This is a genomic window from Cupriavidus necator, from assembly GCF_013141915.1.
Classification (GTDB): domain Bacteria; phylum Pseudomonadota; class Gammaproteobacteria; order Burkholderiales; family Burkholderiaceae; genus Cupriavidus; species Cupriavidus necator_B.
Genome location: NZ_SROX01000004.1, coordinates 327,691 through 352,648, shown reverse-complemented (window position 1 = coordinate 352,648; position 24,958 = coordinate 327,691). Strand labels below are relative to the sequence as shown.

The 24,958-nt window shown below is 66.7% G+C and carries 19 protein-coding genes and 1 tRNA gene; 11 read left to right on the top strand and 9 right to left on the bottom strand.

The window, feature by feature from the left end; all coding sequences use genetic code 11:
* Positions 1–35: 35 nt before the first annotated feature.
* Positions 36–1,424 carry an 8-oxoguanine deaminase gene (locus E5S69_RS11360; RefSeq protein WP_171514743.1) on the top strand — a complete coding sequence of 463 codons (1,389 nt, stop codon included), beginning with the start codon at positions 36–38 and terminating at the stop codon, positions 1,422–1,424.
* A gap of 128 nt (positions 1,425–1,552) precedes the next feature.
* On the opposite strand, the gene E5S69_RS11355 is transcribed toward E5S69_RS11360, so the two are convergent.
* Positions 1,553–1,628: transfer RNA gene (locus E5S69_RS11355), tRNA-Lys, on the bottom strand.
* A 226-nt stretch (positions 1,629–1,854) separates the two neighbouring features.
* On the opposite strand from E5S69_RS11355, the gene E5S69_RS11350 reads away from it, so the two are divergent.
* On the top strand, positions 1,855–2,118 hold the full coding sequence (locus E5S69_RS11350) for a DUF1488 domain-containing protein (RefSeq protein WP_018006788.1): 264 nt from the start codon (positions 1,855–1,857) through the stop codon (positions 2,116–2,118).
* Between the two features lie 131 nt (positions 2,119–2,249).
* On the opposite strand, the gene E5S69_RS11345 is transcribed toward E5S69_RS11350, so the two are convergent.
* From E5S69_RS11345 to folD, 5 genes are all read right to left on the bottom strand, one after another.
* Positions 2,250–4,064 (bottom strand): SulP family inorganic anion transporter, encoded by a 1,815-nt coding sequence (locus E5S69_RS11345; protein ID WP_171514742.1) that lies wholly within the window; start codon positions 4,062–4,064, stop codon positions 2,250–2,252.
* Positions 4,065–4,083: 19 nt separating this feature from the next.
* Positions 4,084–4,602 (bottom strand): homoprotocatechuate degradation operon regulator HpaR, encoded by a 519-nt coding sequence (gene hpaR, locus E5S69_RS11340; protein ID WP_171514741.1) that lies wholly within the window; start codon positions 4,600–4,602, stop codon positions 4,084–4,086.
* A 106-nt stretch (positions 4,603–4,708) separates the two neighbouring features.
* Positions 4,709–5,539, bottom strand: coding sequence for an exodeoxyribonuclease III (gene xth / locus E5S69_RS11335; protein ID WP_171514740.1), 831 nt, complete (start codon positions 5,537–5,539; stop codon positions 4,709–4,711).
* Positions 5,536–7,620, bottom strand: coding sequence for a M3 family metallopeptidase (locus E5S69_RS11330; protein WP_171514739.1), 2,085 nt, complete (start codon positions 7,618–7,620; stop codon positions 5,536–5,538). The genes xth and E5S69_RS11330 overlap by 4 nt, the downstream gene beginning before the upstream one ends.
* 115 nt (positions 7,621–7,735) lie before the next feature.
* Positions 7,736–8,587, bottom strand: coding sequence for a bifunctional methylenetetrahydrofolate dehydrogenase/methenyltetrahydrofolate cyclohydrolase FolD (gene folD, locus E5S69_RS11325; RefSeq protein WP_116387672.1), 852 nt, complete (start codon positions 8,585–8,587; stop codon positions 7,736–7,738).
* Positions 8,588–8,746: 159 nt separating this feature from the next.
* On the opposite strand from folD, the gene E5S69_RS11320 reads away from it, so the two are divergent.
* Positions 8,747–9,427 (top strand): hypothetical protein, encoded by a 681-nt coding sequence (locus E5S69_RS11320; protein WP_171514738.1) that lies wholly within the window; start codon positions 8,747–8,749, stop codon positions 9,425–9,427.
* An 88-nt stretch (positions 9,428–9,515) separates the two neighbouring features.
* Here the strand turns inward: E5S69_RS11320 and E5S69_RS11315 are convergent, their stop codons facing one another.
* Entirely contained in the window at positions 9,516–10,148 is a 633-nt protein-coding gene (locus E5S69_RS11315; RefSeq protein ID WP_115662376.1) for a response regulator transcription factor, read from the bottom strand.
* Between the two features lie 159 nt (positions 10,149–10,307).
* A complete protein-coding gene (locus E5S69_RS11310) occupies positions 10,308–12,920 on the bottom strand; it encodes a PAS domain S-box protein (RefSeq protein WP_171514737.1) in 2,613 nt (870 codons plus the stop codon).
* Positions 12,921–13,348: 428 nt separating this feature from the next.
* Here E5S69_RS11310 and aceE point away from each other — a divergent pair, with 428 nt between their 5' ends.
* The 4 genes from aceE (at position 13,349) to lpdA (ending at position 20,425) form a co-directional block, all read left to right on the top strand.
* On the top strand, positions 13,349–16,036 hold the full coding sequence (gene aceE / locus E5S69_RS11305) for a pyruvate dehydrogenase (acetyl-transferring), homodimeric type (protein WP_171514736.1): 2,688 nt from the start codon (positions 13,349–13,351) through the stop codon (positions 16,034–16,036).
* A gap of 166 nt (positions 16,037–16,202) precedes the next feature.
* Positions 16,203–17,876, top strand: a complete 1,674-nt coding sequence (gene aceF / locus E5S69_RS11300) for a dihydrolipoyllysine-residue acetyltransferase (protein WP_171514735.1) — start codon at positions 16,203–16,205, stop codon at positions 17,874–17,876.
* 72 nt (positions 17,877–17,948) lie between these two features.
* Positions 17,949–18,599 (top strand): MFS transporter, encoded by a 651-nt coding sequence (locus tag E5S69_RS11295; protein ID WP_171514734.1) that lies wholly within the window; start codon positions 17,949–17,951, stop codon positions 18,597–18,599.
* A gap of 32 nt (positions 18,600–18,631) precedes the next feature.
* Positions 18,632–20,425: a dihydrolipoyl dehydrogenase gene (gene lpdA / locus E5S69_RS11290; protein WP_171514733.1), complete on the top strand. Its 1,794-nt coding sequence runs from the start codon at positions 18,632–18,634 to the stop codon at positions 20,423–20,425.
* Between the two features lie 349 nt (positions 20,426–20,774).
* Here lpdA and phaP1 read toward each other — a convergent pair whose 3' ends face one another.
* Complete coding sequence (gene phaP1 / locus E5S69_RS11285; protein WP_171514732.1) at positions 20,775–21,353, bottom strand: TIGR01841 family phasin PhaP1; 579 nt, start codon at positions 21,351–21,353, stop codon at positions 20,775–20,777.
* A 360-nt stretch (positions 21,354–21,713) separates the two neighbouring features.
* On the opposite strand from phaP1, the gene E5S69_RS11280 reads away from it, so the two are divergent.
* From E5S69_RS11280 to E5S69_RS11265, 4 genes are all read left to right on the top strand, one after another.
* On the top strand, positions 21,714–22,646 hold the full coding sequence (locus E5S69_RS11280; protein WP_171514731.1) for a histone deacetylase family protein: 933 nt from the start codon (positions 21,714–21,716) through the stop codon (positions 22,644–22,646).
* Positions 22,643–23,569 (top strand): DMT family transporter, encoded by a 927-nt coding sequence (locus E5S69_RS11275; protein ID WP_171514730.1) that lies wholly within the window; start codon positions 22,643–22,645, stop codon positions 23,567–23,569. The genes E5S69_RS11280 and E5S69_RS11275 overlap by 4 nt, the downstream gene beginning before the upstream one ends.
* Before the next feature lie 84 nt (positions 23,570–23,653).
* Positions 23,654–24,106, top strand: coding sequence for an acyl-CoA thioesterase (locus E5S69_RS11270; protein WP_171514729.1), 453 nt, complete (start codon positions 23,654–23,656; stop codon positions 24,104–24,106).
* Positions 24,107–24,117: 11 nt separating this feature from the next.
* Positions 24,118–24,840, top strand: coding sequence for a nitroreductase (locus E5S69_RS11265; RefSeq protein ID WP_171514728.1), 723 nt, complete (start codon positions 24,118–24,120; stop codon positions 24,838–24,840).
* Positions 24,841–24,958: the final 118 nt, after the last annotated feature.

Genomic DNA, 24,958 nt, shown 5'->3' with positions numbered 1-24,958 from the left:
CGTCATCTCATCCGCTACCCAGAAGGAATTCCGCCATGACCCTGATTGCCCTCCATGCCGATGTCCTGGTGACCATGGACGCCCAGCGCCGCGAGATCCGCGACGGAGCGCTGGTCGCCGAAGGCCCCGCCGTGCAATGGGTCGGCCCCAGCGCGGAACTGCCACCGCAATACCGGCGCATGGCCGACGACGGCAGCGCGCAGGTGCTCGACATGCGCGGCCGCGTGGTCACGCCTGGCCTGGTCAATACGCATCACCACATGTACCAGAGCCTGACGCGCGCGGTGCCCGCGGCCCAGGATGCCGAGCTGTTCTCGTGGCTGACCAACCTGTACATGCTGTGGTCGCACCTGACGCCGGAAATGATCGCGGTGTCGACCAAGACCGCGATGGCCGAGCTGATGCTGTCGGGCTGCACCACCACCAGCGACCATCTCTACCTGTTCCCCAACGGATCGCGCCTCGATGATTCGATTGCCGCGGCGCAAGAGATGGGCATGCGCTTCCATGCCGCGCGCGGCTCGATGAGCGTGGGCCGCAGCAAGGGCGGCCTGCCGCCGGACGTGGTGGTCGAAGAAGAAGCTGCCATCCTGCGCGACAGCCAGCGGCTGGTCGAGCAGTACCACGACAGTGCGCGCCATGCGATGTTGCGCGTGGTGCTGGCGCCATGCTCGCCGTTCTCGGTGTCGCGCGACCTGATGCGCGAATCGGCGGTGATGGCGCGGCACTACGGCGTGTCGCTGCACACGCACCTGGCCGAGAACGACAACGACATCGCCTATTCGCGCGAAAAGTTCGGGATGACGCCAGCGCAGTATGCCGAGGACCTGGGCTGGGTCGGCCACGACGTGTGGCATGCGCACTGCGTCAAGCTCGATACGGAAGGCATCGCGCTGTTCGCGCGCACCGGCACGGGCGTGGCGCATTGCCCGTGCTCTAACATGCGGCTGGCATCGGGCATTGCGCCGGTGCGTGCCATGCGCGATGCGGGCGTGCCGGTGGGCCTGGGCGTCGACGGCAGCGCATCGAACGACGGCGCGCATATGCTGGGCGAGGCGCGCCAGGCGCTGCTGCTGCAGCGGGTCGGCTACGGGCCGGCCGCGATGAGCGCGCGCGAGGCGCTGGAAATCGCCACGCTGGGCGGCGCACGCGTGCTCAACCGCGACGATATCGGTGCGCTGGCGCCGGGCATGTCGGCGGACTTCGTCGCCTTCGACATGTCGACCGTCGGGTTTGCCGGCGCCGGCCATGACCCGGTGGCGGCATTGGTGTTCTGCACGCCCGCCAATGTCGCCACCAGCGTGATCAACGGCAGGGAAGTGGTGCGTGACGGCGAGCTGCTGACGGCCGACCTGCCCGATGTGCTGCTGCGACATCGCGCGCTGGCCCGCACGCTGTTCGAACGTGCCAGCCTCGGCGCCTGACGAAGCATCGCTGCGGCACAGGCCGGTGCGCCGTGCCGCGGCGGATGCGTGCATGCCGCGCAGCGCAAAAGCGGATGCAAAAAGCAAAAGGCCGGAAGCATTGCTGCTGCCGGCCTTTTTGTATTCGGTGGTGGGGCGTGAGTGACTCGAACACTCGACCTACGGATTAAGAGTCCGCTGCTCTACCAACTGAGCTAACGCCCCAACGAAGAACGAGATTTTAGCATGATTTCCGCCGCTGTCAATTGCCTGACGCAATTGCCATGGCAAGCTGCCGCAGCGTGCCCCGCGTGCGAAGGGGGCGGCCGACGGAACCGAACGGCAGTCGCGGCGGTCTTCCGGATGAACCCATTCGCATGGGTTGTACCCATCCGATTTTGCCGGAGCCATGTTAGGATGTTTCTCCACTTGCATATGGAGGGCTGCACCGATGGATATCAAATTCCAAGAGCAAGAGCGCTACGACATCAATAACGAAGGCTTGTTGTTCCAGGCACTTGTCAATGGCGAGAAGGTGACTTGCGTGGTGACACGCGAAGCACTGTGGGAAGGTTTCAGCGCCGACCAGGTGCTGTCACTCGAAGAAGCATTCCGCGCCGGCCGCGAAACCATCGAACGCGCCGCCGTGGTGCTGATCGAGCAGGGCGCGCCGCAGCCTATCGTCGTCAAGCGCGCCCACGTGGCGCCGATCTGATGCGGATGGATGCCCCGGCCCGCCTCAGGCAAGCCGCGGGCGCCCATCTGTTGTCAGCGACCAGAGCGTAGGCCGTCCGGCCTTGCTTGCCTAGCCGGCGCCGCCGGCGCAGGCAGATCCCAGTTTCTTTTTTAGTTTTTTGCAGCCGTTCCTGCTGCGGAGCGCGCGTGCGCGGGCGCGGCCGCGCCGCCCGGCCGCGACGTGCATTCCTCGAAGATTCGCACCGAGCAACGGGCGCAGATCTCCGGCGATAGCTGTCCGATGATGGTGTGAAGTGCCTGCCGCTTGGTCGGGAAGATGTGGTCGGCGCCGAGCTTGTCGGCAAAGCCGGTCTGCGCCCAGGTCTGCAGCACCTGCGTACGTGGACGGTGGAAGTAGAGGTCGCCGCCCAGCGCGCGGCGCTCGCTCAGCTCGTATTCCCACATTTCCGCGCCGGCGAGGTCGATGAAGTTCATGCTCTTGGTCATCGCCAGCAGGTGGGTCTGACCGGCATTGACCGTGCGCAGCCAATGGAGGCGGTCGGTCACGTATTGCACGGCGCCGAAATAGATCGCGCCTTCCATGCGCAGCAGCTTGAGCTGCGGGCATTCCGGCTGCGGACGGCGAAGCTCGTCCAGCGGCGTAAAGCGCCGGCCGGGGTCGTCGGCGTCCGGCACCAGGCTGCGCACGGCGGGCCGCGCGGTGCGGTACAGGTAGGCCACCAGCGACAGCACGGTGCCGAGCAGCACCGCCATTTCCAGCCGGATCACCAGCGTGGCGGCAAAGGTGCCGATGGCGATCGCGAACTCGGTGCGGCTGAGCGTGAAGATGCGGCGCAGCCGCGCGAGGTCGAGCAGGCCCCACGCCACCAGCAGCAGCATTGCCGCGATCGCCGCCATCGGGATCTGCGCCAGCAGCGGGGCACTGACGGCCACCAGCGCCACCAGCCACAGCGCCGAGAACACGCTCGCCAGCGGCGTGCGCGCGCCAGCCTCGAAGTTTGGCACCGAGCGGTTGAGCGAGCCGCAGGAGATATAGCCTGAGAAAAAGCCGCCCGCGATATTCGACAGCCCCTGGCCGATAAACTCGCGGTTGGCATCGATATGCTGGCCCGAGCGCAACGCCACCGCCTTGGCGATCGAGATCGACTGGCCCAGCGCGACGATGGTCAGCGCCGCGGCGATGCCCAGCAGGTCGGGCAGCTTGCGCCAGTCCACGTCGGGCGCCTGGAAGTGCGGCAGCGCCGACGGAATCGGCCCGACCACGTTGACGTGATGGCCGCCAGCCTGGTTCAGCAGCAATGCCACGCCATAGCCGGCGAGCAGGCCCAGCAGCATGAAGGGAAGGCGCCGCCACAGCCGCTTGCACAGCAGCGTCACCGCCAGCGTGACCGCGCCTACCATGGCCGCGTCCCAGTTGATGCTGGCGGCATGCTCGAACAGGTGGCGCAGCACGCCGAAGGCGCTGGTGCCGGTCGGCACCGACAGCCCGAACAGGTCCTTCAGTGCGTACAGGCCGATCAGCGTCGCGGCACCGCAGGTGAACCCAAGCAGCACCGACGGCGAAATAAAGTTGGCCAGCGAGCCCAGCCGCAGCGTGCCCACCGCCAGCTGCATCACGCCCACCACGATGGTGACCGCCAGCGCCAGGCCGATATAGGCCGGACTGCCCGCAAACGCAAGCGGGCTCAGCATCGCGAACAGCGCCAGCGAGTTGGCGTTGGTCGGCCCTGACATGACATGCCAGCTGGAACCGAACAGCGCCGCCACGATGCACGGCACCACCGCGCTGTAGATGCCGTATTGCGGCGGCAGGCCAGCGAGCGTGGCGAACGCCACCCCCTGCGGCAGCACCAGCACCGCCCCGAGCAGTCCTGCCACCAGGTCGGCGCGCAGCGTGGTCGAATCGACGCGCTGGCTCCATGGGAACAGGCGTGGCAGCAGGGAGCCGGGGGACAGTGCGGGCATCGGCAGAGAACAGGACGGGCTAGCCGGCTGCGCCGCCAGGTCCGGACGACGGCAGGGCAGCGGAGGCGGGCGAAGTGGATGGCGGCGCCGCCGGCTGCGCGGCAAGGCTGGCCAGCATGGCGTCAAGCGCGCGATAGACCTCGGCCAGCCGCTCGGCCCCCAGCTGCTGCGCAAGCTGCTGATAGCGGGCGTCGATCAGAGGTTCCATCGCGGCGATGATGTCGTGCGCGGCGGCGGTCAGGGTGACCAGCTGGCGGCGCTGGTCGGTGGCGGAGCGGGTGCGCTCCACCAGCCCGGCGTCTTCCATGCCCGCCAGCATGCGGGTCAGGCTGGGGCTCAGGATCAGGCAGGCCTCGGCCAGCTGGTTGGGCTCCATCGGGCCGCGCTCGTTGAGCGTGCGCAGCACGCGCCATTGCTGCTCGGTCACGCCGAACTGCCGCAGGATCGGCCGGAAGCCGGCCAGCAACGCTTCGCGCGCTTGCAGCAGCAGGTGAGGGAGATTGCGATGGCGAAACATGGCCTGGCTGGAAGGGCTCATGTCCGCAGTGTAGCGGGCATGGCACCTTGGGGCGAGCGGGGCTTGCCCGGGCTTGCCTGAACCGGCGCCACGCGCCAGCAAGGCCGCGCGCGCATGCCCGGGCGTGTCAGCCGCAATGCAGCGTCGCCACCACCGGTGTGTGGTCGGACGGCTGCTCCCACGTGCGCGGTACCCGGTCGATCACGCAGGCACTGCACTGCTCGGTCAGCGCGGGCGACAGCAGGATATGGTCGATGCGCAGCCCGGCATTGCGCCGGAACGCGAGCATGCGGTAGTCCCACCACGAGAATGCCTTCTCCGGCTGTTCGAACTTGCGAAACGCATCGGCCAAGCCCAGTTCGAGCAGCGCGGCAAAGGCGGCGCGCTCGGGCGGCGAGACCAGGTTCTGGCCTTCCCACTTGGCCGGATCGTGCACGTCGCGGTCTTCCGGCGCGATATTGAAGTCGCCCAGCAGCGCCAGCCGCGGGTGCCGTGCCATTTCCTCGCGCAGCCACGCGTTCATGGCATCCAGCCATTGCAGCTTGTAGGCGAACTTGTCCGAGTCGGGCGACTGCCCGTTCGGGAAGTAGGCGCAGACCAGGCGCAGGTCGCCATAGGTTGCGGCGATCACGCGCTGCTGCGCATCCTCGAAACCGGGGATGTTGCGCACCACGTCGACGGGGCCTGGCATGCTCGCGTCGCGGGCCAGGATGGCGACGCCGTTGTAGGTCTTCTGGCCGGTGTAGACGCTGTGGAAACCGGCGTTTTCCAGTTCGGCCAGCGGGTACTTGTCGTCCGGCAGCTTCAGTTCCTGCAGGCACAGCGCGTCGATCGGCGCGCCGGCCTGGTCCTGCTCGGCCAGCCACTGCAGCACCTGCGGCAGCCGTACCTTGAGCGAATTGACGTTCCAGCTGGCGATGCGCAGCGGGCCCTGGCCCGGCAGTCCCAGCGCGCTCATGCCGCCATCCCGCCATGACGCAGCAGCGCGTCGATCTGCGGCGCACGGCCGCGGAAGGCGACGAACGAGTCCATCGCCGGGCGGCTGCCGCCGACCGACAGGATCTCGCGCTGGTAGCGCGCGCCGGTTTCACTGTCCAGCACCGTGCCCGACAACTGCGCAGCCTCTTCGAACGCCGCGTAGACGTCGGCCGACAGCACTTCCGCCCACTTGTAGCTGTAGTACCCGGCCGCATAGCCGCCGGCAAAGATATGGCTGAAGGTGTTCGGCCAGCGCGACAGCGGATGCTGCGGCACCACGTGCACGCGGTCGTTGATCTGGCGCGACAGGTCCAGCACGGAGGTGGCGCCGGCCGGATCGAAATCGGTATGCAGGTGCATGTCGAACGACGAGAACACGATCTGACGCAGCGTCATCATGCCGTTCTGGAAATTCTTGGCCGCCAGCATGCGATCGAACAGCGCGCGCGGCAGCGGCTCGCCGGTGTCGACGTGCCGGGTCATGCCGGTCAGCACCTCGTATTCCCAGCAGAAGTTCTCCATGAACTGCGACGGCAGTTCCACCGCATCCCACTCGACGCCGTTGATGCCCGATACGCCCAGCTCGCCCACCTGCGTCAGCATGTGGTGCAGCCCGTGGCCAAACTCGTGGAACAGGGTGATGACCTCATCGTGCGTGAACAGCGCGGGCTTGCCGCCCACCGGCGCCGAGAAGTTGCAGGTCAGGTAGGCCACCGGCGTCTGCACGCCGCCTTGCTCGAGCACCTTGCGGCCGCGGGCATCGTCCATCCACGCGCCGCCGCGCTTGCCTTCGCGCGCGTACAGGTCGATGTAGAACTGGGCCAGCAGCGTGCCATCGGCGGTGCTGACGCGGAAAAAGCGCGCGTCCGGATGCCAGGTCTGCGCGGGCTCGGGCTCGATGCGTACCGAGAACAGCTTCTGCACCACGCCAAACAGGCCCTCGAGCACCTTGGCCTCCGGGAAATACTGCTTGACCTCGTGTTCGGAGAAGGCATAGCGCTGCTGGCGCAGCTTCTCCGAGGCGTAGGCCACGTCCCACGGTGCCAGTTCCGGCAGGCCCAGCTCGGCCGCGGCGAACGCCTTCAGCTCGGCCCAGTCTTGCTCGGCGTATGGGCGCGCCTTGACTGCCAGTTCGTCGAGGAACTTGAGCACCTCGGCCGGTGACTCGGCCATTTTCGGCACCAGCGAGACTTCGCCATAGCACTGGTAGCCGAGCATCCGCGCCTCTTCGCGGCGCAGCGCCAGCTGCTCGCGCATATTCGCGGTGTTGTCCCAGTCGGCCTGGCCCTGGCCATGCTGCGGGCCGAGCTCGGAGGCGCGCGTGACGTTGGCCTCGTACAGGGTCTGGCGCAGCGCGCGGTCGTCAGCGTACTGCAGCACGGGGAAGTAGGAGGGGAAGTGCAGTGTGAACTTCCAGCCGGGCTTGCCATCTTTTTCCGCGGCGTGGCGGGCGGCTTCGCGGGCATCGTCGGGCAGGCCGGACAGGCGCGCTTCGTCTTCGATGATCAGCGTGTACGCGTTGGTGGCGTCCAGCACGTGGTCGGAGAAGGCTTTGGATAGCTGCGCCTGCTGCTCCTGGATCTCGGCGAAGCGGGGCTTCTTGTCCTCGGGCAGTTCGGCGCCGCCCAGGCGGAAGCCACGCAGTTCGTTCTCGATCAGCTGGTGGCGCGCCGCGCTCATGCCGGCGAACTCGGGGCTGGCCGCGAGCGCCTTGTACTTGTCGTACAGCGCCAGGCTCTGCCCCAGCGAGGACCAGAACTCGGTCATGCGCGGCAGGTTCTCGGCATGCGCCTGGCGCAGCTCGGGCGTATCGGCGACGGCGCTCAGGTGGCTGACCACGCCCCAGGCGCGGCCCAGCGGTTCGGTGGCGGCTTCCAGCGCCTGCACGGCGTTGGCCCAGTCGGCCGGCGTGGCGGGATCTTCGGCGCGGGCGACGGCCTGTTGCGCGCGCTCCAGCAGCACGTCGAGCGCGGGGCTGATGTGTTCCGGCCGGATCTCGGCAAAGCGGGGCAGGTCGGAAAAGTCCAGCAGCGGATTGGTAGCGGTGGCGGCGTGGTCCATGGCGTGTTCTCGGTTGGCTGGCTCGGTCAGGCAATATTCCCGCAGATGGGGCCGGGGCGGCGGATTTTCCAGTGCCCCGGGTGGCGCATGGTGCGCGGGCGGCAAGGCGTGGGGGTTAGCCCGCAGCGCGCTCGGCGGCTTCCAGCGTATTGATCAGCAGCATGGTGATGGTCATCGGGCCCACGCCGCCGGGTACCGGCGTGATGTAGCCGGCGACTTCGCGCACGCCGGCGAAGTCGACATCGCCGCACAGCTTGCCGTGGTCGTCGCGGTTCATGCCGACATCGATCACCACCGCGCCGGGCTTGACCATGTCGGCGGTGATCAGGTTGCGCTTGCCGACCGCGGCCACGACCACGTCGGCGTCGCGGGTGTGGGCGCCGATATCGCGCGTCTTGCTGTTGCAGATGGTGACGGTGGCGCCGGCCTGCAGCAGCAGCATCGCCATCGGCTTGCCGACGATATTGGAGGCGCCCACCACCACCGCGCGCGCGCCGCGCAGCGGATACTGGATCGATTCCAGCATTTTCATGCAGCCATAGGGCGTGCACGGGCGGAACAGAGGGGCGCCGGTCATCAACGCGCCGGCATTGGCGACGTGGAAGCCGTCGACGTCCTTTTCCGGCGCGATCGCTTCCAGCACCTTGTGGCTGTCGATGTGCTTGGGCAGCGGCAGCTGCACCAGGATGCCGTGGATGCGGGGATCGCGGTTGAGTTCGTCGATGCGGGCCAGCAGGTCGGCCTCGGACAGGTCGGCCGGATAGCGGTCCAGCGACGAATGGAAGCCGTTGTCCTCGCAGGCCTTGACCTTGTTGCGCACGTAGACCTGGCTGGCCGGGTCTTCGCCCACCAGGACCACGGCCAGGCCGGGCTGGTGGCCGCGTTCGGTCAGGCGGGCGGCGCGCTGGGCGGCTTCGGAGCGGATTTGCTTGGCAAGGGCGTTGCCGTCGATCAGTTGGGCGGGCATGGAGGCAGGGCGGGGTGATGGCGAGAAGGTGGCGGCGCCGGCCTGCGCAGGCGCGCGGCAGGGGCCAAAGGCGGAATTATAAAGGCTGCGCGAGGCCTGTCGCACGGAGCTTGACCGCCGCCAGCCCTCATGCCGCCCGGCACTGGTAGCATCGGCCGCATGCCTACCGCGCTTGCCTCGACGCTGTCCGATCCGCTGCTGGTGCTGCTGTCCGTGGCCGGAGTGCTGTGGGCGCTGACGCGCCGGCCCTGGCGGCTGCTGCGCCGCGATGCGCTGCAGCATGCCTGGCTGGGTGCGATGGTGCTGGTGGCGCTGCTGTGGACGGTGCGGGCGACGCTGGCCGGCGGAGTCGTGATCCAGCTGTTCGGCGCCACACTGATGGTGACGTTGTTCGGGCTGCCGCTTGCGCTGTTGTCGCTGTTTGTCGCCGACGTGGTTTCGCTGCTGGGGCTGGAGTACCTGGCCGGTCACGGCTGGAGCCAATTCGACTGGGCCGCGCTATGGGTGCGCTATGTCTGGCTGGCGCTGCTGCCGGCGCTGATCTCGGCCGGCCTGCATACGGCAATGCGGCGCCTGCTGCCGCACCACCCGTTCGTCTTCATCCTGGGGCACGGGTATTTCACCGCGGGCCTGGCCGCGCTGGCAGCTGGCGCGGCGCAGGCGGGCTGGCGCTACCTGACGATGCCGGGACTGCCGCTGAGCCTGTCCGACACGCTGCTGGGGGCCGTTATCCTGGCCTTTGGCGAGGCGTTCCTGACCGGCATGCTGGTGGCGGTCTTTGTGATCTATCGGCCGCAATGGGTGGTGACGTTCCGGGACGAGGATTACCTGGTCCGCTGAGCCCTATGGGGTCAGCGGAGCAAGGGCAAGCAGCGGCACTCCAGTGCGGCCCCAGGCCGCACCCGGGAAGGGAACAGGCGCCCGCTGCTCAGCTGTTGCGCGACAGCGCCAGGCGCAGCAGGTCGGCGACGGTGTTGACGTTGAGCTTTTCCATGATGTTGGCGCGGTGCGCCTCCACGGTCTTGATGGAAATGCCCAGGTCGTCGGCGATCTGCTTGTTCAGGCGGCCGGCCACGATGCGCTCCAGCACCTGCTGCTCGCGCGTGGTCAGCTTGCCCAGGAGGTCCTTGGCGGCGCGCTGCTCGCGGGCGGTGGAGTGGTCGGTGCGGGCCTTCTGCAGCATGCGCTCGACCAGCGCGCGCAACTCGGACTCGTCAAAGGGCTTCTCGATGAAGTCGATCGCGCCGCGCTTCATCGTCGACACCGCCATCGGCACGTCGCCGTGGCCGGTAATGAAGACGATGGGGATGTCGATCTGCTCGGCGATCATGCGCTCCTGCAGTTCCGGGCCGCTCATGCCGGGCATGCGCACGTCGAGGATCAGGCAGGACACCTGGCTGGCGTCGTAGGCGGCGAGGAACTGCTCGGCACTGGTGAAGCTGCGCACCTGATAGCCATTGCCCTCCAGCAGCCAGGTCAGCGAGTCGCGCATGGCTTCATCGTCGTCCACGATGAATACGGTCTCGCCGCGGTGGGGCGTGGGGTTTGGCGTTGCGGTCATGTAGTCTCCTCGGGACAACCATTCATTGCTGCGAAGTGTAACCGGCAGCGGCCCTCTGTGGCGAGACAGGCCCCCCACGTCGGAGGGGAAGCGGCGCAGCGGGTGCCAGCACCGGATGATGCGCGCGGGTGCGCGGAGCCCGCCGGGCGCGGGCGCTTGTTATTCGGCCAGCGTTTCGACCAGCGCCGACTGCAGCGGCAGCATGATCTTGAAGGTACAGCCGATGCCGTCGACATTGTTCTCGACCCACAGCCGGCCCTGGTGCGACTCGATGATCGAGCGGCAGATGTTCAGCCCCATGCCCATGCCGTCGGACTTGGTGCTGAAGAAAGGCTCGAACAGCCGCTCCTTGGTGGCCTCGTCGACGCCCGGGCCCTGGTCGATCACGTCGATATGGACGTTGTCGCCGATCTCGCCCGCCTCGACCCGCGCGTGCAGCCGCACCACGCCGCCGGCCCGCATCGCGGGCAGGCCGGCCATGGCCTCGACCGCGTTCTTGAGCAGGTTCACCAGCACCTGCTCGATCAGCACCGGGTCGACATAGACCGTCAGCGGCGGCGTCGGCAGGCGCGTCAGGATGGTGACGCGGCGGCGCGTGGCCTCCAGGTCGGCCAGGCCCACCGCGTCGGCGACGATGTCGTGCAGCGCGGCCTCGCGCCGCTGCGGCTGGCTGCGCTTCACGAAGCCGCGGATGCGGCTGATGATGGTGCCGGCGCGCACCGCCTGCGCCGAGGTCTTCTCCAGCACCGGGATCAGGTCCTCGGGCGTGCTGCGGCCGGAATGCAGCCGCGCCACCGCGCCCATGCAGTAGTTGTTGATCGCCGCCAGCGGCTGGTTCAGCTCATGCGCCAGCGACGACGCCATCTCGCCCATGGTGGTCAGGCGGCTGGTGAACTGCAGGCGTTCTTCATGCTGGCGCGCCATTTCCTCGGCGGCCTTGCGCACGGTGATGTCGGTGGCGATCTGCATCTGCGCCAGGTGGCCGTCGACCCACTGGATATAGCGGCGGCGCACTTCGAACCATTTCTGCATGTCGGGCACGAACACCTCGCGCGCATCCGATGCGTACGGCATCAGTTCCGATGCCGGCAGGCCGGCATAGGCATCGACATAGTCGGTGTTGTCGCTGGAGACCTGGTCCTTGTCGAGTTCGTCGCCGGCCAGCTTCAGGTGACCCTCGGCCTCCCAGCCGAACAGCTGGCGGTAGTAGCGGTTGGCGAACAGCAACTCAGCCTTGTCGGTGGCCAGCACCGACACCGCGGCGTCCAGGCTTTCCAGCACGGTGGTGAAGCGGTCGTGCGCGGCGGCCAGTTCCTCGCGCGCGCGCTTGGGCTCGGTGATGTCCGTCATCGAGCTCATCCAGCCCGTGTGGCGGCCGCGGCTGTCCACCAGCGGCGACACGTACATGCGCGCATAGAAGCTGCTGCCGTCGCGGCGCATCACGCGCATCTCGTAGCCGCCGGCGGGGGACTTGCCCTGCAGGGTCAGGTCGATCTGCTTCTGCATCTCCTGCTGGTCATTGGGCGGCCAGTAGGGGAAGGGCGGCAGGCGCCCGACCAGGTCGTTCTCTTGCCAGCCGGTCATGCGGCAGAACGCCGGGTTGACGTAGGTGATGCGGCCGTTCAGGTCGAGCGCGCGCAAGCCGATCAGCATCGAGTTTTCCATCGCGCGCCGGAACGAGGTCTCGGCCAGCAGCGCGCGCTGCGCCTCGGAGCGGCGGCTGGTGTGCCGCCACATGCTCCACAGGCTCCACAGCAGGAAGCACGACAGCCCCACCACCAGCCACAGCAGCATGTTGTTGGGCAAGTTGGAGGCTGGCGGGTAGGCATCGGCGCGCAGCGACAGCGAGTGGCCGGGCGGATCCAGCAGCACCTCGTACGACAGCGCATTGCCCGGCACCGGTCGCAGCGACGTACTGGCGCGGGTCTGGTTGTTCTTGTCGATCAGCGAGAAGCGGTAGCGCTCGGTCAGCTCGGGCGGCAGCAGGTGGGTCAGGATGCCGTTGATCGAATAGAGCGCGCCCAGCGTGCCGAGGAACTCGTTGTCGCGCACGATCGGCACTTCCATCAGCATGAAGCTGTCGCCGCGTTCATTGACCAGCGGGCGCGAGTAGACCACGCGCTGGGTCTCGCGCGCGGCGTCGAAGGTGTCGAGCACCTCGGGTTCGAGCGGCTGGTCCTGGTTTTCGCGCAGGCGGCTGGCGAATTCAGAGGTCGACGGCAGCGACCAGCGCCCCCGCTTGGTGGCGTCGAGCCAGTTGATGAAGACTACCTCGGGGTTCTCGCGCAGGATTTCCTGCGCCGCGGTGCGGTACGCGCCTTGCTCCAGCTGCGCGGCGGCAATGTCGCGCGCGAGCGAGGCTAGCTGGTCCTGGTTGCTCAGCAGCGACAGGCGCACGCGCTGCTGCGCCCAGGCCGCATCGCGGTACAGGGCGTCGCGCTGCTGCTGGCGTTCGGTCTCGTGCAGCGACCACAGGATTACGCCCATCGCCACGGTGAAGAGCACAATGGCAACCAGCGGGATGAACATGAACCAGCTGGTGGCGACCAGGTTGCGCCAGCGCAGCCACCAGAGGCCGCGCGGCGGCGCCACCGGTGCGCCATCGTCGGGTCCCAGCGCTTCGATCGGCCCCAGCCCGGCCGCCGGGGAAGGCGCATGCGGGACGGGCGCGGACTCGCCGCCCGCGGCCTTGGCTGTACCCGACGCATCGGAGGGAAGCATGGCGGCACGCAGGCTGCGGAAAAGAAGATCGAGGCGGTTAAAAAACGGCATGGGAGGGATTGACGGCTGACCGACCAGTGTACCGAGATTATTGCGGTGCGTCGCTTGGGGAAAGCGCCAATGAAATTCAGGCGGCGCAGGCCAGCGTGGGCACGATTGCAGCGCAACGCGCGCTGGTCTGGCTGTGATTCTTTGTGCGCTGCGACATAATTCCACATTATAAAAAACGATATCGCAATTTGAAAATTTCGCTTGTGCTCGACTTTCGGCTTCCATAGAATCGGTCCGACCCAAGAATGCGGGCGGTAGCCATGCGCCTGCCGCGCGGAGAAACCGGAACAGGTTTCCCGGCGGCGGCCCCGATGCAAGGCGGCAATGGCGCCGATCCTCCGCAAATCGGTGCGAGTCATACGTAAGAGAGTCGTGTGCGCGCGCTCCAGCGCGGACGCGGAAGCGAAGAATTCACCCAGGAGACAGTCATGTCCGCCGTACCAGAGCAGATCCTCGGCGCCTCGAGCGCCAACGACGCCGATCCCCAGGAAACCCATGAATGGCTTGACGCCCTGCAGGGCGTGCTGGCCGCCGAAGGCCCGGCGCGCGCCGCCTTCCTGATCGACAAGCAGATCGAATACGCCCGCGTGAACGGCGTGACCCAGCCGTTCCACGCCGAGACGCAGTACATCAACACCATCCCCGTCGAGCAGCAGGCGCGCATCCCCGGCGACCAGGACATCGAGCACCGGATCCGCTCGTACACCCGCTGGAACGCCATGGCGATGGTGCTGCGCGCCAACAAGCACACCAACGTCGGCGGCCATATCTCGTCGTTTGCCTCGGCGGCCACGCTGTACGATGTCGGCTACAACCATTTCTGGCGCGCCCCCTCGGAACAGAGCGGCGGCGACCTGGTCTTCGTGCAGGGCCACTCGGCTCCGGGCGTGTATTCGCGCGCCTTCCTGCTGGGCCGCCTGACCCCCGAGCAGCTCGACAACTTCCGCCAGGAAGTCGACGGCAAGGGCATCTCGTCGTACCCGCACCCGTGGCTGATGCCGGACTTCTGGCAGTTCCCGACGGTGTCGATGGGCCTGGGCCCGATCATGGCCATCTACCAGGCCCGCTTCATGAAGTACCTGGACAGCCGCGGCCTGGCCAAGGCCGGCGACCGCAAGGTCTGGGCCTTTCTGGGCGATGGCGAGACCGACGAGCCGGAATCGCTGGGCGCGATCGGCATGGCCGGCCGCGAGAAGCTCGACAACCTGGTCTTCGTCATCAACTGCAACCTGCAGCGCCTGGACGGCCCGGTGCGCGGCAATGGCAAGATCATCCAGGAGCTGGAGTCCGAGTTCCGCGGCGCGGGCTGGAACGTGATCAAGGTGGTGTGGGGCAGCAAGTGGGATTCGCTGCTGGCACGCGACACCAAGGGCCTGCTGATGAAGCGCATGATGGACTGCGTGGACGGCGAGTACCAGACCATGAAGGCCAAGGACGGCGCCTACGTCCGCGAGCATTTCTTCAACACGCCTGAACTGAAGGCGATGGTCGCCGACTGGTCCGACGAGGATATCTGGCGCCTGAACCGCGGCGGCCACGATCCGCACAAGATCTACGCCGCCTACAAGGCCGCCAGCGAACACAAGGGCCAGCCCACGCTGATCCTGGCCAAGACCATCAAGGGCTATGGCATGGGCGACGCCGGCCAGGCCATGAACGTCGCGCACCAGCAGAAGAAAATGCCGGTGGACGCGATCCGCAAGTTCCGTGACCAGTTCAACCTGCCGGTCGCCGACGACAAGCTGGAAGAAGTGCCGTACATCACCTTCGAGGAAGGCTCGAAGGAACTGGAATACATGCGCCAGGCGCGCATGAACCTGGGCGGCTACCTGCCGGCCCGGCGCCAGAAGGCCGAAGCCCTGGCGGTGCCCGAGCTGAAGGCGTTCGAGGCGCTGCTCAAGGCCACCGGCGAAGGCCGCGAAGTGTCCACCACCATGGCCTTCGTGCGGATCCTGAACACGCTGCTCAAGGACAAGCAGATCGGCAAGCACGTGGTGCCCATCGTCCCGGACGAGTCGCGCACCTTCGGCATGGAAGGCCTGTTCCGCCAGGTCGGCATCTGGAACCAGGAAGGCCAGAAGTACGTGCCGGAAGACCACGACCAGCTGATGTTCTACAAGGAATCGCAGACTGGCCAGGTGCTGCAGGAAGGCATCAACGAAGCCGGCGCCATGTGCGACTGGATCGCCGCCGCCACGTCGTACTCGACGCACGGCGTGCAGATGATCCCGTTCTACATCTACTACTCGATGTTCGGCATCCAGCGGATCGGCGACCTGTGCTGGGCCGCCGCCGACATGCGCTCGCGCGGCTTCCTGCTGGGCGGCACCGCCGGCCGCACCACGCTGAACGGCGAAGGCCTGCAGCATGAAGACGGCCATTCGCACGTGTTCCACGCGGTGATCCCCAACTGCATCTCGTACGACCCGACCTTCCAGTACGAACTGGCGGTGATCATGCAGGACGGCCTGCGCCGCATGTACGCCGAGCAGGAAGACGTCTACTACTACCTGACGGTGATGAACGAGAACTACGAGCATCCGGAAATGCCGGCTGGCGTAGAGCAGGACATCGTCAAGGGCATGTACCAGTTCCGCAAGGGCGTCGAGAACAGCAACGCGCCGCGCGTGCAGCTGCTGGGCTCCGGCACGATCTTCCGCGAGGTGATCGCCGCCGCCGACCTGCTGAAGAAGGACTGGGGCGTCGAGTCTGACCTGTGGGGCTGCCCGAGCTTCACCGAGCTGGCTCGTGACGGCCAGGCCGCCGAGCGCTTCAACCTGCTGCATCCGGCCGAGACCCAGCGCGAAGCGTTTGTCACGCAGAAGCTGAAGTCGGCCCGCGGCCCGGTGATTGCCTCGACCGACTACGTGCGCACCTTTGCCGAGCAGATCCGCCCCTACGTGCCGCGCCGCTACGTGGTGCTGGGCACCGACGGCTTCGGCCGCTCGGATACGCGCGAGAAGCTGCGCCACTTCTTTGAAGTGGACCGCTACTGGGTCACGCTGGCCGCGCTCAAGGCGCTGGCCGACGAGGGTGCGATTGGCCGCGACAAGGTCGCCGAGGCCATCAAGAAGTACAACCTCGACCCGAACAAGCCCAACCCGATGTCGGTCTGATCCGGCAGCCTGCACCCACCCCCGCAGTACGGCAGCGCCGTGCCGCGGGCGCCCCGGCATAGCCCGGATGGCGCCTTGCGGCATGGCGGCGTGACAGAAGCGGGCGGCGAAGGTAATCTCGCCGCTTGCGGACGTCGCGCGTGCCGGCCTGCCCAGGAGACACTGAATGAGTCAAGCGATTGAAATCAAGGTGCCGGACATCGGCGACTATGACGCCGTTCCCGTCATTGAAGTGCATGTGAAACCCGGCGACAGCATCAACGCGGAAGACGCGCTGGTGACGCTGGAGTCCGACAAGGCCACCATGGACGTGCCCTCGCCGCAGGCCGGCGTGGTCAAGGACGTCAAGATCAAGGTGGGCGACAACGTGGCCGAAGGCTCGGTGCTGGTGATGCTGGAACCGGCCGGGCAGGCCGCGGTAGCGCCGGCTCCTGCTCCGGCGCCGGCAGCTGCGCCCGCCCCCGCACCGGCTCCCGCACCCGCAGCGGCCCCCGCGCCGGCTCCCGCGCCGGCTCCCGCCGCGGCGCCGGCTGGCGGTGGCGCTGCCATCGAAGTCAAGGTGCCCGATATCGGCGACTACGACGCCGTGCCCGTCATCGAAGTCCACGTCAAGCCCGGCGACACCATCAACGCCGAAGACGCGGTGGTGACGCTGGAATCGGACAAGGCCACCATGGACGTGCCCTCGCCGCAGGGCGGCGTGGTCAAGGAAGTCAAGGTCAAGGTCGGCGATAACGTCTCCGAAGGCACGCTGCTGCTGATCCTGGAAGGCGGCGCCGCTGCCGCCGCCCCGGCCGCCGCCGCTGCGGCACCGGCTGCCAGCGCGCCTGCCCCGGCGCCGGCGCCTGCAGCCGCGCCGGCCCCCGCCCCGGCGCCCGCCGCTGCCGCGCCGGCTGCTGCCGGCGCAACCGGCAAGGCCGCCCACGCCAGCCCGTCGGTGCGCAAGTTCGCGCGCGAACTGGGCGTTGATGTCGCGCGCGTGCCGGGCACCGGCCCCAAGGGCCGCATCACCCAGGAAGACGTGCAGAACTACGTCAAGGGCGTGATGACCGGCCAGGCCGCCGCGCCGGCACAGGCTGGCGCCGCTGCTGGCGCCGGTGGTGGCGAGCTGGGCCTGCTGCCGTGGCCGAAGGTCGATTTCACCCGCTTCGGCGAGATCGAAAGCAAGGCCCTGTCGCGCATCAAGAAGATCTCGGGCGCGAACCTGCACCGCAACTGGGTCATGATCCCGCACGTCACCAACCATGACGAGGCGGATATCACCGAACTCGAGGCCTTCCGCGTCCAGTTGAACAAGGAAAACGAGAAGGCTGGCATCAAGGTGACCATGCTGGCGTTCATGATCAAGGCCACGGTCGCGGCGCTGAAGAAGTTCCCGAACTTCAATGCGTCGCTCGACGGTGACAACCTGGTGCTGAAGAAGTACTTCAACATCGGCTTCGCCGCCGACACCCCGAACGGCCTGGTCGTGCCGGTGATCAAGGACGCCGACAGGAAGGGCGTGCTCGAGATCAGCCAGGAAATGGGCGAGCTGGCCAAGCTCGCGCGCGACGGCAAGCTCAAGCCCGACCAGATGCAGGGCGGCTGCTTCTCGATCTCGTCGCTGGGCGGCATCGGCGGCACGTATTTCACGCCGATCATCAATGCGCCGGAAGTGGCCATCATGGGCGTGTGCAAGTCCTACATGAAGCCGGTGTGGGACGGCAAGCAGTTCGCGCCGCGCCTGACGCTGCCGCTGTCGCTGTCGTGGGACCACCGCGTCATCGACGGGGCCGAGGCCGCGCGTTTCAACACGTACTTTGGGCAACTGCTGGCGGACTTCCGCCGCATCCTGCTCTAAAGCCGCCGCAACGCACACTGGCTATGCCGGTGTGCGAAAGGCCAGCGCCTGAGTGAACCGGAGGAGCGAGCCATGACTACCTGTGTTGTCGTCAGGAAGGGCGCCGAGGTGGCGATCGCGGCGGACGCGCTCGTGACCTTCGGCGATACGCGCCTGTCGCGCGCGTACGAGCGCAACCAGAAGGTGTTTCCGGTGGGCGACGGCTTTATCGCGCTGGCCGGGACCACGGCGCACTTTCCGGTCATGCGCACGCTGCTGGCAGGGCTGGGCGACGAGTGCCGGCTGGGCTCGCGCGACGACGTGTTCCGCACCTTCCTGAAGGTGCACGAGAAGCTGAAGTCGGACTACTTCGTCAATACCAAGGAAGACGATGACGATCCCTACGAGTCGTCGCAGATCGTATGCCTGATCGCCAATCCGGCGGGCATCTTCGGCGTCTATTCGTATCGCGAGGTGTTTTCGTTCGACCGCTTCTGGGGCATCGGCTCGGGCCGCAACTACGCACTGGGTGCAATGCATGCGGTCTATGACCGGCCGGACCTGGGTGCAGGCGAGATCGCGCGCATCGGTGTCGATGCCGGGGTTGAGTTCGACAAGAGTTCGGCAGGTCCGATCGAGGTGCACACCGTGCGGCTGCACGGGGGCGACGCCGCGGCGGACGATGCCACGGACGGCAATCCCGCGACCGGCGACGCAGCAACCAACAACGACGGCGCGCCCTGAGCCGAGAGGCGGGCGCGCATAGAGGAGCAAATATGAGTGTGATCGAAGTCAAGGTGCCGGATATCGGCGATTTCGACGCGGTGGAAGTGATCGAGGTGCTGGTCAAGGCCGGCGACACGGTCGAGGTGGAGCAGTCCCTGATCGTGCTGGAATCCGACAAGGCCAGCATGGACGTGCCGTCGTCGGCCGCCGGCAAGGTAGTCGATGTCAAGGTCAAGGTTGGCGACAAAGTGGGCCAGGGCGCAGTGATCTGCACCATCGAGGCCCAGGCCGCCGCTGCCGCGGCGCCTGCGCAAGCACCGGCTCCGGCCGCGGCGCAGGCTCCCGCAGCCGCTCCGGCGCCCGCCGCGGCCGCCCCGGCGCCCGCTGCTGCCAGCCATGCCGGCGGCGCCGATATCCAGTGCGAAATGCTGGTGCTGGGCGCCGGTCCCGGCGGCTACTCGGCCGCGTTCCGCGCCGCCGACCTGGGCATGAATACCGTGCTGGTGGAGCGCTACGGCACGCTCGGCGGGGTCTGCCTGAACGTGGGCTGCATCCCGTCCAAGGCGTTGCTGCACAACGCCGCGGTGATCGACGAAGCCAAGGCGCTGGCTGCCCACGGCATCTTGTTCGGCGAAGCCAAGATCGACCTGGACGGCCTGCGCCACTACAAGAACCAGGTGGTGGGCAAGCTGACCGGCGGCCTGGCCGGCATGGCCAAGGCGCGCAAGGTGCAGGTAGTGCGCGGCGTGGGCAATTTCCTCGACCCGCATCACCTGGAAGTGGAACTGACCGAAGGGGAAGGCAAGCAGACCACCGGCAAGAAGACGGTGATCCGCTTCGAGAAGGCGATCATCGCCGCCGGCAGCCAGGCGGTGAAGCTGCCCTTTATCCCGGAAGACCCGCGCATCGTCGACTCGACCGGCGCGCTGGAGCTGCCCGAGGTCCCCAACAAGATGCTGGTCATCGGCGGCGGCATCATCGGGCTGGAAATGGCCACGGTGTACAGCACGCTGGGGGCCGACATCGATGTCGTCGAAATGCTGCCGGGCCTGATGAATGGCGCCGACCGCGACCTGGTCAAGGTCTGGGAAAAGAAGAACAAGGACCGCTTCGGCAAGGTCATGCTGAACACCAGGACGGTCGCGGTGGAAGCCAAGCCTGACGGCATCTACGTCAAGTTCGAAGGCGAAGCCGCGCCGGCCGAGCCGCTGCGCTATGACCTGGTGCTGGTGTCGGTGGGCCGCTCGCCCAACGGCAAGCGCATCAGCGCCGAGAAGGCCGGCGTTGCCGTGACCGAGCGCGGCTTTATCGACGTCGACAAGCAGATGCGCACCAACGTGCCGCATATCTTTGCGATCGGCGATATCGTCGGCCAGCCGATGCTGGCGCACAAGGCCGTGCACGAAGCGCACGTGGCCGCCGAGGCCGCGCATGGCGAGAAGGCTTACTTCGATGCCAAGCAGATTCCTTCAGTGGCCTTCACCGATCCGGAAGTGGCCTGGGCCGGCGTGACCGAAGACGAATGCAAGGAGAAGGGGATCAAGTACAGCAAGGGCGTGTTCCCCTGGGCGGCTTCGGGCCGCGCCATCGCCAACGGCCGTGACGAGGGCTTCACCAAGCTGATCTTCGACGAGGAAACGCATCGCGTGATCGGCGGCGGCATCGTCGGCACGCATGCCGGCGACCTGATCAGCGAAGTGTGCCTGGCGATCGAGATGGGCGCCGACGCGGTGGATATCGGCAAGACCATCCATCCGCACCCGACGCTCGGAGAGTCGATCGGCATGGCGGCGGAGATCTATGAAGGGACCTGCACGGACGTGCCGCCTCCGCGCAAGCGTTAAGGCGCTGTCCGCTGACTTGGCAAAAGCCCGCCTGGATGGCGGGTTTTGTTTTGGTGGTTACGCAATTAACCGCCACGAATCCTCAGCATCAATGCGTGGGCGCCTGCAGCGTGAAGCGGACAGTCAGGATCGAGAGAACCAAAAAAAACCCGACCTGTAGAGGTCGGGTTTAACGATACCTTTGGACAAGGAGACCGCGGTACCGAGGAGACATCGGCAGAGCAGGCAGCGCCGGCGCTCGGTCAGGGCACTACCTTCATCGTTGGCAAAGCTCACCGCATGCGCAGGGCGCCGATGGGCTTTGCCAACGGACCGGCCGGAGCCGGTCCATCTTCAACGCAGACCGCTATCAGGCAGCAGCAGCCTTCTTCACCGTGGCCGTGCGAGCCGTGGCGCTGGCTTGCTGGGCAGCCTTGGTGGCGGCCGAGGCCGCAGCCTGGAAGTTGGTTTCAGCCATTTCGACAGCTTGCTTGGTCGCCTTCTGCACCGACTCGTAGGCGTTGTTGGCAGCGGAAATTGCCGAGTTCACGATGGCCACGGTCGATTCCGAACCGGCCGGGGCGTTCTTTGCGAAGTTTTCGACCAGGGCCTGGACGTTCTTCGAGCCTTCGGCCAGCTGGGCCTCGGCCACCTTGGCGAATTCGCTCTGGGTTTCCGAAGCGATCTCGTACAGGTGACGGGTGTAGGCCAGGGTCTTTTCGGCGACCGGCTGCACGGCTGCGGCCTGGAGGGCCAGCAGTTCTTGCGCGTCCTTGGCCGACAGCGCCTTCTTGGCGTTTTCCACGTTTTCGGCAAACGTGGTCTTGACGACCTGCAGGTTCAGTTCGACGAGCTTTTCGACGCCTTCAAACGCCTTGGTGGTCAGGCCGAACAGCGTTTCGAGGTTAGCCTTTTGTGCTGCTGCGACTTGTTCCGGGGTCAGGATCATTGCTGGTCTCCAGTGGTGAACTTCAAGGTCAAGCAAATTAAGCCGCCTAGATGTCAGGGCCGTGACGGTGTTGTGCCCGTTTCGGCCAGCCCAGGCGTGTGGGTGGGTCAGGGCGCCCAGTTAAGGTTTGTGCGCCGCAACAATTGGTATTTTAGAGATGGCCAATCCAATGTCAAGAAGATTTTGTGCATCGCACAAAAAGCCGGATGGAATGACGCCTCAAGGTGGCGCCGACGCCATTCGCGGCCTCCCCGGCGATACGGCGGCAGGGGTGCTACCATGCCAGGCTGCCCGCGCCAGGGCGGCCGGCCAAGGCCGGCGTCCCTCCAACAAGACGTGAAAAGAATCGACCACGCATCCATGCTCGCTTTCTACGCCGACCACTTCGTGCTGCCGCTGCCGCCCGGACATCGTTTTCCCATGCGCAAGTACAGCATGCTGCGCGATGCGGTGTCGGCACAGGTGCCGGGGCTGCGCCTGGCCGAGGCGCCGCGCGCTGGAGACGATGCACTGCTGCTGGCACACACGCAGGAATACGTGCGAGCGGCCTCGGCCGGAACGCTCGATTCGGCGCGCCAGCGCGAGATTGGCTTTCCGTGGTCCGAAGCGATGGTGGAGCGTTCGCGGCGCTCGGCGGGCGCCACCATCGAGGCGTGTCGCGGCGCGCTGCGCGAAGGCGTCGCCGTGAACCTGGCGGGCGGTACGCACCATGCGTACGCCGACAAGGGCGGTGGCTTCTGTGTCTTCAACGATGCCGCGATTGCGGCGCGCGTGCTGCAGCGCGACGGCGCAGTGCGCCGTGTGGCCGTGATCGACCTGGACGTGCATCAGGGCAACGGCACCGCATCGATCCTGCACGGTGATCCATCGGTATTCACGCTGTCGCTGCATGGCGAAAAAAATTACCCGTTCCGCAAGGAAGCGAGCGACCTCGACGTCGGCCTGCCGGATGGCTGTGACGACGAGGCCTACGCGCAGGCGCTGCAAGCGGCGCTGGACACGCTGTTCAGCCGCTTCGAACCCGACCTGCTGATTTACCTGGCTGGCGCCGATCCGCACGAGGGCGACCGGCTCGGGCGGCTCAAGCTGACGATGGCGGGGCTGGCACGGCGCGACCGGCTCGTGTTCGATGCCGCGCAAGCACGCCGGTTGCCGGTGGCGGTGACAATGGCCGGTGGTTACGGCAACCAGATCGAAGACACCGTTGCCGTCCATGCGCAGACGGTTCGCCTTGCCGCGCAATATCACGGCCGCTATGCGCAACTGGCCGCGCAGCTTGCGGTGGCGTCATGAGCGATGTGCTCGAGTCAGGCCGTCCTGGCGCGGCCAGCGCCAGGGCGGCCCTGTGGGTCGCATCGATGCCGTGGCTGTTCGTGCTGATCTGGAGCACGGGCTTTATCGTCGCCAAATACGGCATGCCGTATGCAGAGCCGATGACCTTCCTGTTCCTGCGCTTTGCCGGCGTGCTGGTATTGATGGTGCCGTTCGTGCTGCTGGCGCGCGTGCCGCTGCCGCGCCTGGCGGGCTCGACCGCGACCGACTGGCGCGCGGTCGGCCATATCGCCGTGGCCGGCCTGCTGCTGCAGGCGGGTTATCTCGGCGGCGTATGGGCGGCGATCAAGCTCGGCATGCCGGCAGGCGTATCGGCGCTGATCGTCGGCATGCAGCCGATCCTGACCGCGCTGATCGCCACCCGCATGGGCGAGCGCATCGGCGCACGCCAGTGGCTGGGCCTGCTGCTGGGCATCGCCGGCGTGGCGCTGGTGGTGGCGAACAAGCTGGGCGCAAGCGGCTTGACTCCCGCAAGCCTCGCGCTGGCCGGCGGCGCGTTGTTCAGCATCACCGTGGGCACGGTCTACCAGCGGCATTTCTGCCCTGTGTTCGACCTGCGCATGGGCTCGGTGATCCAGTTCGCAGCCGCGGCGCTTGCGTGCGTGCCGTTCATGTTCCTGTTCGAAACGCGGGTGGTGCAGTGGACCCCCGCCATGCTGGCCGCACTGGCGTGGTCGGTGGTGGCGCTGTCGATCGGCGCGATCTCGCTACTGTTCCTGCTGATCCGGCAAGGTGCGGCCACCAGGGTGTCGAGCCTGATGTATTTGACCCCGCCCACCACCGCGGTGATGGCCTGGCTGCTGTTCGGCGAGCGCTTCCCGCCGCTGGCGGCCGGGGGCATGGTACTGGCCGCGCTGGGGGTTGCCCTTGTCATCCGCCGCTAGCCGCCGCGCGTTCGTATCGCGTGGGCCGCTGATTCAGAATATTCCTATTTCGTACTGTCTCGCGTCCTGTCTCCTTCTCGCCCCATGAAACCGCAAGCCGAGCCGCGCAGTGCCTATCCATACTTCCAGCCGATCACTACGCGTTGGATGGATAACGATGTCTATGGCCACGTTAACAACGTTGTCTACTACAGTTATTTTGACACCGTGGTGAATACCTATCTGATCCGGCAGGGCGTGCTCGATGTCACGTCGGGCGACACCATCGGGCTGGTGATCGAGACGCAGTGCAACTACTTCTCGTCGCTCAGTTTTCCCGAGACCGTGATAGCGGGTTTACGCGTGGCCAGGCTGGGCACGTCCAGCGTGCGCTATGAGGTGGGCCTGTTCAGCGGCGATGACGAGGTCGCGGCCGCGCAAGGGCATTTCATCCACGTCTATGTCGATCGCGTCACGCGCCGGCCGGTACCTTTGCCGGGCGCGCTGCGCGAGGCACTGCTGCCATTGGCGACGGGTGCGATGACGGGGCAGGAATAGGGGCGACAGGAATGAACAACATGTCCCACGAGAAGCAATTCGGTTCGCAGGATGCCGTGGACTGCGTGGATCGCGCGATCCTGACGCGGCGTTCGGTGCGGGCCTTTCTCGATACGCCCGTGCCGCGCAGCACCGTGGAAGACATCCTGGCCGTTGCCAGCCGCGCGCCGTCCGGCACCAATACGCAGCCGTGGCAGGTCTATGTGCTGTCCGGCGAAGCCAAGGCGAAGCTGTGTGCCGACGTGCTTGCCGCCTACGAAGATCCCGAGCGCGACAGCAAGTACAGGGAGGAGTACCCGTACTATCCGCGCGAATGGGCCGACCCCTATCTGTCGCGGCGGCGCAAGGTGGGCTGGGACCTGTACGGCCTGCTGGAAATCAGCCGCGAGGACAAGGCGCGCATGCATGAGCAGCACGCTCGCAACTTCCGCTTCTTCGATGCGCCGGTGGGCCTCATCTTTACCATCGACCGCATCATGGAGCAGGGCAGCTGGCTGGACTACGGCATGTTCCTGCAGAGCATCATGGTCGCCGCCAGGGCACGCGGGCTGGATACCTGTCCGCAGGCGGCCTTCACGCAGTTCCACAAGATCATCGCCAGCCACTTGCGGCTGCCACCGGAAGAAATGGTGGTGTGCGGCATGTCGCTGGGTTTTGCCGATCCGGAGGCCATCGCGAACCGCCTCACCACGGAACGGGAGCCGGTTAGCAGGTTTGCGCGTTTTCTCTCATAGTGAAATTTGTTTCAACATGTAACGATGGACGCCGATATAAACAGACGCCTGTGCGTATTGGCTTTGTCGCTACCAAGGGGTAGCAAGGGTGAGCCGGACGGCGCTTGGGTCAAGCGCA

What these genes read in the sequence shown, in the direction of transcription:
- hpaR (WP_171514741.1), bottom strand. Translation starts at nt 4,602, where the DNA reads ATGAGCCCTTCCAGCCAGGCCATGTTTCGCCATCGCAATCTCCCTCAC.
- E5S69_RS11345 (WP_171514742.1), bottom strand. Translation starts at nt 4,064, where the DNA reads ATGCCCGCACTGTCCCCCGGCTCCCTGCTGCCACGCCTGTTCCCATGG.
- folD (WP_116387672.1), bottom strand. Translation starts at nt 8,587, where the DNA reads ATGCCCGCCCAACTGATCGACGGCAACGCCCTTGCCAAGCAAATCCGC.
- E5S69_RS11320 (WP_171514738.1), top strand. Translation starts at nt 8,747, where the DNA reads ATGCCTACCGCGCTTGCCTCGACGCTGTCCGATCCGCTGCTGGTGCTG.
- E5S69_RS11280 (WP_171514731.1), top strand. Translation starts at nt 21,714, where the DNA reads ATGCTCGCTTTCTACGCCGACCACTTCGTGCTGCCGCTGCCGCCCGGA.
- E5S69_RS11295 (WP_171514734.1), top strand. Translation starts at nt 17,949, where the DNA reads ATGACTACCTGTGTTGTCGTCAGGAAGGGCGCCGAGGTGGCGATCGCG.
- E5S69_RS11265 (WP_171514728.1), top strand. Translation starts at nt 24,118, where the DNA reads ATGAACAACATGTCCCACGAGAAGCAATTCGGTTCGCAGGATGCCGTG.
- E5S69_RS11350 (WP_018006788.1), top strand. Translation starts at nt 1,855, where the DNA reads ATGGATATCAAATTCCAAGAGCAAGAGCGCTACGACATCAATAACGAA.
- aceF (WP_171514735.1), top strand. Translation starts at nt 16,203, where the DNA reads ATGAGTCAAGCGATTGAAATCAAGGTGCCGGACATCGGCGACTATGAC.
- aceE (WP_171514736.1), top strand. Translation starts at nt 13,349, where the DNA reads ATGTCCGCCGTACCAGAGCAGATCCTCGGCGCCTCGAGCGCCAACGAC.
- E5S69_RS11275 (WP_171514730.1), top strand. Translation starts at nt 22,643, where the DNA reads ATGAGCGATGTGCTCGAGTCAGGCCGTCCTGGCGCGGCCAGCGCCAGG.
- E5S69_RS11315 (WP_115662376.1), bottom strand. Translation starts at nt 10,148, where the DNA reads ATGACCGCAACGCCAAACCCCACGCCCCACCGCGGCGAGACCGTATTC.
- lpdA (WP_171514733.1), top strand. Translation starts at nt 18,632, where the DNA reads ATGAGTGTGATCGAAGTCAAGGTGCCGGATATCGGCGATTTCGACGCG.
- E5S69_RS11270 (WP_171514729.1), top strand. Translation starts at nt 23,654, where the DNA reads ATGAAACCGCAAGCCGAGCCGCGCAGTGCCTATCCATACTTCCAGCCG.
- phaP1 (WP_171514732.1), bottom strand. Translation starts at nt 21,353, where the DNA reads ATGATCCTGACCCCGGAACAAGTCGCAGCAGCACAAAAGGCTAACCTC.
- xth (WP_171514740.1), bottom strand. Translation starts at nt 5,539, where the DNA reads ATGAGCGCGCTGGGACTGCCGGGCCAGGGCCCGCTGCGCATCGCCAGC.
- E5S69_RS11330 (WP_171514739.1), bottom strand. Translation starts at nt 7,620, where the DNA reads ATGGACCACGCCGCCACCGCTACCAATCCGCTGCTGGACTTTTCCGAC.
- E5S69_RS11310 (WP_171514737.1), bottom strand. Translation starts at nt 12,920, where the DNA reads ATGCCGTTTTTTAACCGCCTCGATCTTCTTTTCCGCAGCCTGCGTGCC.
- E5S69_RS11360 (WP_171514743.1), top strand. Translation starts at nt 36, where the DNA reads ATGACCCTGATTGCCCTCCATGCCGATGTCCTGGTGACCATGGACGCC.